Origin of the sequence: Microcystis sp. LSC13-02, from assembly GCA_002282935.1 — a bacterium.
GTDB lineage: Bacteria > Cyanobacteriota > Cyanobacteriia > Cyanobacteriales > Microcystaceae > Microcystis.
In genome coordinates this window covers 1-7,553 of sequence record MTBT01000258.1, presented here as the reverse complement: position 1 = coordinate 7,553, position 7,553 = coordinate 1, and the positions used below count along the sequence as shown (strand labels likewise).

Annotated in this window: 8 protein-coding genes; 6 read left to right on the top strand and 2 right to left on the bottom strand. The window is 43.2% G+C overall.

Annotation, left to right across the window (positions count from 1 at the left end):
- Positions 1 to 195: 195 nt before the first annotated feature.
- The 4 genes from BGL89_RS16520 (at position 196) to BGL89_RS16505 (ending at position 3,810) form a co-directional block, all read left to right on the top strand.
- Positions 196 to 1,062 carry a response regulator gene (locus BGL89_RS16520; protein ID WP_286826632.1) on the top strand — a complete coding sequence of 289 codons (867 nt, stop codon included), beginning with the start codon at positions 196 to 198 and terminating at the stop codon, positions 1,060 to 1,062.
- Positions 1,059 to 1,349, top strand: coding sequence for a circadian clock KaiB family protein (locus BGL89_RS16515; protein ID WP_002752661.1), 291 nt, complete (start codon positions 1,059 to 1,061; stop codon positions 1,347 to 1,349). Before BGL89_RS16520 ends, BGL89_RS16515 begins: the two co-directional genes overlap by 4 nt.
- Positions 1,350 to 1,736: 387 nt before the next feature.
- Positions 1,737 to 2,930: an NAD(P)/FAD-dependent oxidoreductase gene (locus BGL89_RS16510; RefSeq protein ID WP_286826630.1), complete on the top strand. Its 1,194-nt coding sequence runs from the start codon at positions 1,737 to 1,739 to the stop codon at positions 2,928 to 2,930.
- 109 nt (positions 2,931 to 3,039) lie between these two features.
- Positions 3,040 to 3,810 carry an FkbM family methyltransferase gene (locus BGL89_RS16505; protein ID WP_286826629.1) on the top strand — a complete coding sequence of 257 codons (771 nt, stop codon included), beginning with the start codon at positions 3,040 to 3,042 and terminating at the stop codon, positions 3,808 to 3,810.
- On the opposite strand, the gene BGL89_RS16500 is transcribed toward BGL89_RS16505, so the two are convergent.
- Both BGL89_RS16500 and BGL89_RS16495 read right to left on the bottom strand, forming a co-directional pair.
- Entirely contained in the window at positions 3,807 to 4,220 is a 414-nt protein-coding gene (locus tag BGL89_RS16500) for a GAF domain-containing protein (RefSeq protein WP_286826628.1), read from the bottom strand. The genes BGL89_RS16505 and BGL89_RS16500 overlap by 4 nt on opposite strands.
- Complete coding sequence (locus BGL89_RS16495) at positions 4,208 to 4,924, bottom strand: lysophospholipid acyltransferase family protein (protein ID WP_286826627.1); 717 nt, start codon at positions 4,922 to 4,924, stop codon at positions 4,208 to 4,210. Before BGL89_RS16495 ends, BGL89_RS16500 begins: the two co-directional genes overlap by 13 nt.
- Before the next feature lie 155 nt (positions 4,925 to 5,079).
- Here BGL89_RS16495 and metG point away from each other — a divergent pair, with 155 nt between their 5' ends.
- Both metG and BGL89_RS16485 read left to right on the top strand, forming a co-directional pair.
- Complete coding sequence (gene metG, locus BGL89_RS16490; RefSeq protein ID WP_286826626.1) at positions 5,080 to 6,693, top strand: methionine--tRNA ligase; 1,614 nt, start codon at positions 5,080 to 5,082, stop codon at positions 6,691 to 6,693.
- A gap of 100 nt (positions 6,694 to 6,793) precedes the next feature.
- Positions 6,794 to 7,399: a LabA-like NYN domain-containing protein gene (locus tag BGL89_RS16485; RefSeq protein ID WP_002739868.1), complete on the top strand. Its 606-nt coding sequence runs from the start codon at positions 6,794 to 6,796 to the stop codon at positions 7,397 to 7,399.
- The last annotated feature ends 154 nt before the right edge of the window (positions 7,400 to 7,553 follow it).

The window sequence follows — 7,553 nt, the reverse complement described above, 5'->3', positions numbered from 1 at the left end:
AGGTTCAGTTTTTAGCTTGGTTATCGCTTTTTCCATTGTAGCTTAAAGCCGTCGTAAAACGACGGGGTTTTAACCCAAATTTTCGATAAGACTTCGAGATAGCGGATGCTAGATTGTGATTTTGTCCTTGCGTTTCCCAAAGATGGGCGTACTATGAAAGTAGGGGAAAAAGATAATTTTAGCGATCGATTAACAATGACTAGGGATATCTGTAGGATTTTATTGATAGAGGATGAACCGACGACTGTTAAATTAATCCAGAGATTGCTGTTAAAGGCCCCCCAATGTTCCCTGGCCGGGGGGTTGACTTTTACCCTCACCCAAGCTCAGGATCTACAGGAAACTGCCGAAAAACTAGCAGGGGAGAAATTTGATCTCATCCTCTTAAGCTTGGAAATCTCTGTCCCCCCCGGCTTAAATATTCTAGTCAAAACCAGAGAATTAGCCTCTGATATACCGATAGTAGTTCAAACTACTAGCAATGATGAGAAATTAGTCGTTAAAGCCTTTCAACTGGGTGCTGACGGTTATATTCAGTTAAATAATATCGATAGTAGTCTTTTAGTCTATCAAATTCGTGTGGCGATCGAGCGTCAGCAATATATCCTCAATCTTAAACATCAACAACAGGAAGAGGAATTTCGCGAACTGGAACAGTTAATCAAGGGAGTACAAACTAGCATCACGGCGAAAATGTTCGGTTCTGAGGCAATAAAGCAGAGTATTCCCGATATTTTTCAAGAATTAGTCCAAAATTACGGAGACTTATTAGACTTAGCTTTAGAAGAACAAGCATACAAAGTGGAACATAATCTATCGGAACGACTGCGAAGCTTGGCCGATAAGTTAGGATTCTTAAAAGCTAGTCCTCGCGATGTGGTGGATATTCATACCACCACCCTACGCCAAAAAAATCAGGATGTCACCCTGGCTAAAGCGCAGGCCTACGTTAGCGAAGGTCGTCTCATGGTCTTAGAATTGATGGGTTATCTCGTCTCTTTCTATCGTAAATACTATATCGGTCTCAGCAACATTAAACTGTTCAATAACACACAATCATGAGTCAATATCTTCTCAAACTCTACATTATGGGCGATTCCAGTAAATCCCAGAGGGCGATCGCCAATATTTTTCGGATCTGTCGCGAGGAGTTATCCGATCTTTATACGGTAGAAATAATTGATGTTCTCGAACAGCCCCAATTAGCGGAACAGGATAAAATTCTCGTAACTCCTACTTTAGTCAAACAACTTCCCCCACCCCTACAAAGAATTATCGGCGATATGTCCAATACTCAAAAGGTTCTCCTCGGTTTGGATGTTATTCCCAAAGACTCCCATCTCAATTAGGATTCACCTAAAAATTCTTCTGGTTAGGTTTTTCCTCTCTAATAAGCTCTAATCTTAATTTTATCCGGCGGTCAAATTAGTAACCGCTCTCAACATATTGCCCCAGTCAACCGGCCGCACCCGATAGCACTTCTATCAGGAATTAAGGTAAGCTGTTGAGGAGTAAGATTTTAAGGAACTAATTATGTTTAAAAATTGGTCTTTCGACGATTGGATGAATCATATCCTTTTTCTGGCTACAATTGTGGCTTTGCTGACCATTTGGCTGGTTAGATAAATAAAAACTATTTTTCTTTCCTTGCTTTACCGAAAATTTGGGTTTAAGGTTCCCCGTCCATTTTACGGCAAGGAGTGTCAAAATAAGAAACAAAACCCTCAGCGATCGATATGACTGACTCAAACCCAAAAATTTGTATTCTCGGTGGTGGTTTTGGTGGACTCTATACTGCTTTACGTTTGAGTCAATTGCCTTGGCCCGATCAACACCCCCCCCAAATTACCTTAATTGATAAAAACGATCGCTTTTTATTTTCTCCCCTTCTCTACGAATTAGTCACCTCAGAACTAGAATCCTGGGAAATTGCTCCCCCTTTCAGCGAATTGCTCGCCAATACCCCCGTTGACTTCCAACAGGGAACCGTCACGGCGATCGATGTTAATAATCATAAAATAACCCTTGACAATCAAAACGATATATGCTATGACCGCCTCGTGATCGCCCTCGGTGGTCAATCCTCCCTTGACTTCCTACCCGGGGCCAAAACCCACGCTATCCCCTTTCGTAGTCTCGAGGATGCCTATCGTCTTCGGGATCGACTCAAAACCCTAGAACAATCCGATCGCGATAAAATTCGGGTCGCCATTATCGGGGGCGGTTATAGCGGCGTAGAATTAGCCTGTAAGCTGGCCGATCGCCTCGGAGAAAGGGGAAGAATTCGTCTGATCGAAAGAAATAGCGATATAATTGCCCTTTCACCCCAATTTAACCGCGACACTGCCAAAAAAGCCCTGGAAAAACGTCTGGTTTGGTTAGACCTAGAAACCACCGTCGCCGATATCCAAGCTGATCGCCTCTCCCTTGACTACAAAGGACAGATCGACAATATCCCCGTTGATCTAATTCTCTGGACCGTTAGTCCGATCGCCTCCCCACTGATCGCTAATTTGCCCATAGCACATAATGAGCGCAAATTACTAAAAGTTAATCAATATTTACAAACTGTCGAAAACCCCAGTATCTACGCGATCGGCGATGCGGCCGATAGTCGCGATCAAGACGATAAACCCTATACTGCCACGGCCCAAGTGGCCCTTCAACAGTCCGACTACTGCGCTTGGAATATTTGGGCGAGTTTCCACGATAAACCGGCTTTACCCTTCCGTTATCAACCTTTAGGCGAAATGTTGACCCTCGGAGTCGATGAAGCTACCATTAGCGGTTTAGGACTACAATTAGCCGGTCCCCTTGCCCATCTTACCCGTCGCTTAGTCTATCTCTACCGTCTGCCCACCCTCAACCATCAAATCGCCGTAGCATTCAACTGGATTACCCAACCGCTTCTATCCCTCATCTCTGAGTAGCAGTTGCAGGGATAGAGGATAATTAAAGTGGCTTTTTTTACTCTAGTTACTTGTCACTTGGATTGCTATATTGACTGTATCAATTACCCTCCTAATTTACAAAACAATTATGAGCATTAAAAGCCGGCTGAAAAATTTGATTCATGAATTGAGTCTTGAGACTTACAAGAAAGTTTCCCCCGATTCCTTCCCTGCTGGTTGGGATGTGGCCTCAGATATAGAAAGAATTTGTCATCACCAGCAACCAAGGATTATTTTTGATGTCGGGGCTAATATTGGACAAACAGGTAGTTACTTTCATCAAAAATTTCCTCAAGCTGATATTCTTTGTTTCGAGCCAATCAAGGAAACTTTTACCCAATTATCTCAAAAATTTGCTAATAATCAGCGAATTCGCTGTTTTCCGATCGCTTTCGGCGAGCAACCTTCAGAAAAAACAATTATCTTAAACTCTAATTCTCAACAAAACTCCCTCAGCGATGCCTTAAACCGGCCCGTAGGCGAGAATCAAGGCCAATCCACCGACAAAACAGAAGCAATTACAATTGATAGCTTAGATAATTTTTGTCAAGCTCAGGGGATAGATAGGATAGACCTGCTTAAAATGGACACAGAGGGTTATGAGCTACAGGTTTTAGCTGGAGCAACCAATTTTCTAGAAGAGAGAAAAATTGCCATGATTCTTTCAGAAGTTGGGTTTCGTCCCTCCGATTTTCGCCATACATTTTTTACAAAAATTTACGACCAATTGTATCAAAAAGGCTTTCGTTTTAATGGTCTATACGATTTATCCTATTGGTCTCCCTATCCCTATGAAGGACTAATTTACTGTAACGCTTTATTCGTCAATGCCAATCTGATCAAAAATCGCTTTTACTAAAAATCTGGCCAAGAACAAAGATATTCCTCCACTAATAAACTATCTCGATCGGTCAATTCCTGACCATCGAGACAGTTTAAGACCATTACTGCGCCAAATAACTGATTATTAACCCTAATTGGCACAGCTAAAGCCGTTTTTATCCCCAAAGCGACGGCTATATCCTGACGGATGCGATTATCTCCTATAGTTTGTCCCACCACCACCGGACAGCTACCCTGATAAACCACCGTACACAATCCCGACGTGGCGATATCACCCCTTTTGCCGACAATTGCCCCGGTGTGTTTACCCGCACCCGCGCGATAATAAATACTATCACCGTCAAATTCGGCAATGATAACCGTTTCTGTTGGAATTAAACCTAAAATTTCTTCAGCCAGGCGATCGAGATTAGTTAATTTTTCCATAATAAATCGCTAATTTCCGACTGACAATGACCAATTAAACGATTAATCGCTTTTTTCCCTTGTTTACCTTGATAATCTGAGCGATCGCTCTCAGTAATGCGGTAGGGACGACCGATCGCCACCTTAACACGATGATAAAATACAACAGGATGCCAACCATCTTGATCGAATAAAGGTTCTGTGGTATCTAACCAGCGTAGCAAACGCACGGGAAAAGGACTAATAGCAGTTTCCGACTCGGAGAGAATAGCCACAGGTAAGACAGATAGATTCTCCACGGGACAACCCAAGGCTAAATGGGCAAATCCGCTTTGAAAACGGCTAATTTGACGAGGAGCAGTCAAATTTAACATCGGCGATCCACCTTCTGGAAATAAACCGATCCATCGTCCGGACTGTAAAAAATCCGTTGCTTGCCGAAAAAAAGTCTGGTGGCGTTTTTCAGGGGTATCAAAGGGAAAACAGCCCAATTCTCCGATTAATTCCCGCAAAAGCGGCGTTTTTCCCATGTAGTGATGACAGGCGATCGGGAGAGTTTTGCCCAAAGCTTGAATTAAGATCGGCGCGTCCAAAAAGCTACGATGGTTACTTACCACGATCGCCACTCCTTGGCTGGGTAGATTTTCTTGACCGACGGTAAACAGACCCGTGCGTGTGGTATCAAGAATTAAACGAGAGGTAGATAGGGGGGTAAGCAGCTTCATGGAAAAAAAAAATCGGCCTTAAGATTGTTTTTATTGACTTAGATCACAACTAAAGGATAAAACAGAATTAGAGGATCATAAAATATAGGGATTATGTCCCAATCATCTACGGATCAGCCTCGGGGCAGCCTCGTCTATTAAAAAAAATAAATTTCATGAATGATTTGAATGAGCGAAGAACATTTGCTTTAACAACACCTCTTTATTATGTCAACGATATCCCTCACATCGGTAGTGCTTACACAACTATCGTAGCGGATGTTATGGCACGATGGCAGCGGTTACAGGGCAATTCTGTCCTCTTAATTACAGGAACCGACGAACACGGACAGAAAATCGAACGGACTGCTGCGGCCAAAGGACTCAATCCCCAGGAACACTGCGATCGCATCGCCACCAGTTTTGCCAATCTCTGGGCAAAGCTACATATCCAGTATGATCGCTTTAGTCGCACCACTGCCCCCCGTCATCAGGCAATTGTTAACGAATTTTTTGAAAGAGTCTGGGAAAAGGGCGATATCTATCTCGATCGCCAACAGGGTTGGTATTGCGTCGCCTGTGAAGAATTTAAGGAAAAAAGAGAACTATTAGATAATGGCTGTTGTCCCATTCATACTAATCTGGCCGCCGAATGGCGCGACGAGGAAAACTATTTTTTCCGTCTCTCTAAGTATCAAGCACAACTAGAACAACTTTACCAAGAGCAAGCCGATTTTATTCAACCAGAAAGCCGACGTAATGAGGTTCTCAACTTCGTCAACCAGGGACTACAGGACTTCTCCATCTCTAGGGTTAATGTCGCTTGGGGGTTTCCCATTCCCCACGATGGTCAGCATACCATCTACGTTTGGTTTGATGCCCTTCTTGGCTATGTTACCGCCCTTCTCGACCCCGAAGACGAACCCACCCTAGAAAATGCCTTGGCCAAATGGTGGCCGATCAATCTGCATCTGATCGGTAAAGATATATTAAGATTCCATGCCATTTATTGGCCGGCTATGCTAATGTCGGCAGGTTTACCCTTGCCCAAAAGAGTGTTCGGCCATGGCTTTTTGACCAAAGACGGGCGGAAAATGGGCAAAAGTCTCGGTAATACCCTCGATCCCTTCGATTTGGTTGAGCGCTATGGGGCCGATGCCGTCCGTTACTATTTCGTCAAAGAGATTGAATTAGGACAGGATGGCGATTTTCAGGAAACCAGATTTGTTAATATTCTTAACGCGGATTTAGCCAACGATTTAGGCAACCTCCTCAATCGCACCCTAGGCATGGTTAAAAAATACTGCCAAAATATTCCCCCCCAGTTGACTGGCGTAGATATCCCGAACGATAATCATCTTAAGAATATGGGGATCAATCTAGGGGGCATTGTTGAACAGAAGTATGATGCGCTACAATTTAATCAAGCCTGTGAGGAAATATTGGCGTTAATTCGTGCCAGTAACAAGTTTATCGATGAGAGTGCGCCCTGGAGTTTATTTAAACAGAAACAACAAGCAGCAGTAGAAAAAGTCCTCTACGCGGTTTTGGAATCAGTCAGACTCTCTGCCTACCTACTCTCACCGATAATACCGACCTTGAGCAGTAAAATTTATCAACAACTAGGTTTTGTTATTGATTTTAATACTTTCAGGTCGGAGGACGGAGAAAACTCCCCCGATGGTGTCTCTTTTTCCCAACACTGTCAATGGGGATTACCCACAAATCCACAACTAGGAACACCTGAACCGATCTTTTCTAAACTAGAACTGCCGTTAAACGATTCCTAAAGGAATTTTTTAATAACTCTATTTTTTAAGGTCTGTTGTCCTTTGGGATACAACTGGCAAACAATCAACACTAAACTTTTAACAAACGAGGAAAAATAAAATGTTTGATGATTATGACACGGCCCCAGTCTTCACCCCCGAACAAGTGCTAGAAAATCGCGGTCGTGTGGCGATTTTCATCGATGGTTCCAATTTATTTTATGCGGCTCTGCAATTAGGTATCGAAATTGACTACACCAAATTACTTTGTCGTTTAACTGCCGGTTCTCGTCTCTTGCGGGCCTTCTTTTATACTGGAGTTGATCGCACTAACGAAAAACAGCAGGGATTCCTCCTCTGGATGCGTCGCAACGGTTATCGAGTCATCGCTAAAGATCTAGTACAATTACCCGATGGTTCCAAAAAAGCCAATCTCGACGTGGAAATCGCCGTGGATTTAATGGCTCTAGTGGGTTCCTATGATACCGCAGTCATTGTCAGTGGTGATGGGGATTTGGCCTATGCTGCCGATTCCGTCAGTTACCGTGGTGCGCGAGTGGAAGTGGTTAGTTTGCGATCGATGACCAGTGATAGTTTAATTAATGTAGCCGATCGCTATGTTGATCTAGATCAAATTAAAGAAGAAATTCAAAAAACCAGCAAACATCACGTTGGTTATAATAATTTCCCCGTCAGCGTCTTGGACCAAGATCGGAGCAGTCGCTAGAAAAATTCGGCAAAAATCAAGTTTAAGGTGGGTAATTCCCACCTTTTTCAGTTATCAGTTATCAGTTATCGAAAATTTGGGTTAAAACCCCGTCCTTTGAGGACGGCTTTAAGCTACAATGGAAAAAGCGATAACCAAGCTAAAAACTGAACCT

Bases quoted from the DNA above. Each gene is read 5' to 3' on its own strand.
- BGL89_RS16520 (WP_286826632.1), top strand. From the start codon at position 196: ATGACTAGGGATATCTGTAGGATTTTATTGATAGAGGATGAACCGACG.
- BGL89_RS16515 (WP_002752661.1), top strand. From the start codon at position 1,059: ATGAGTCAATATCTTCTCAAACTCTACATTATGGGCGATTCCAGTAAA.
- BGL89_RS16510 (WP_286826630.1), top strand. From the start codon at position 1,737: ATGACTGACTCAAACCCAAAAATTTGTATTCTCGGTGGTGGTTTTGGT.
- BGL89_RS16505 (WP_286826629.1), top strand. From the start codon at position 3,040: ATGAGCATTAAAAGCCGGCTGAAAAATTTGATTCATGAATTGAGTCTT.
- BGL89_RS16500 (WP_286826628.1), bottom strand. From the start codon at position 4,220: ATGGAAAAATTAACTAATCTCGATCGCCTGGCTGAAGAAATTTTAGGT.
- BGL89_RS16495 (WP_286826627.1), bottom strand. From the start codon at position 4,924: ATGAAGCTGCTTACCCCCCTATCTACCTCTCGTTTAATTCTTGATACC.
- metG (WP_286826626.1), top strand. From the start codon at position 5,080: ATGAATGATTTGAATGAGCGAAGAACATTTGCTTTAACAACACCTCTT.
- BGL89_RS16485 (WP_002739868.1), top strand. From the start codon at position 6,794: ATGTTTGATGATTATGACACGGCCCCAGTCTTCACCCCCGAACAAGTG.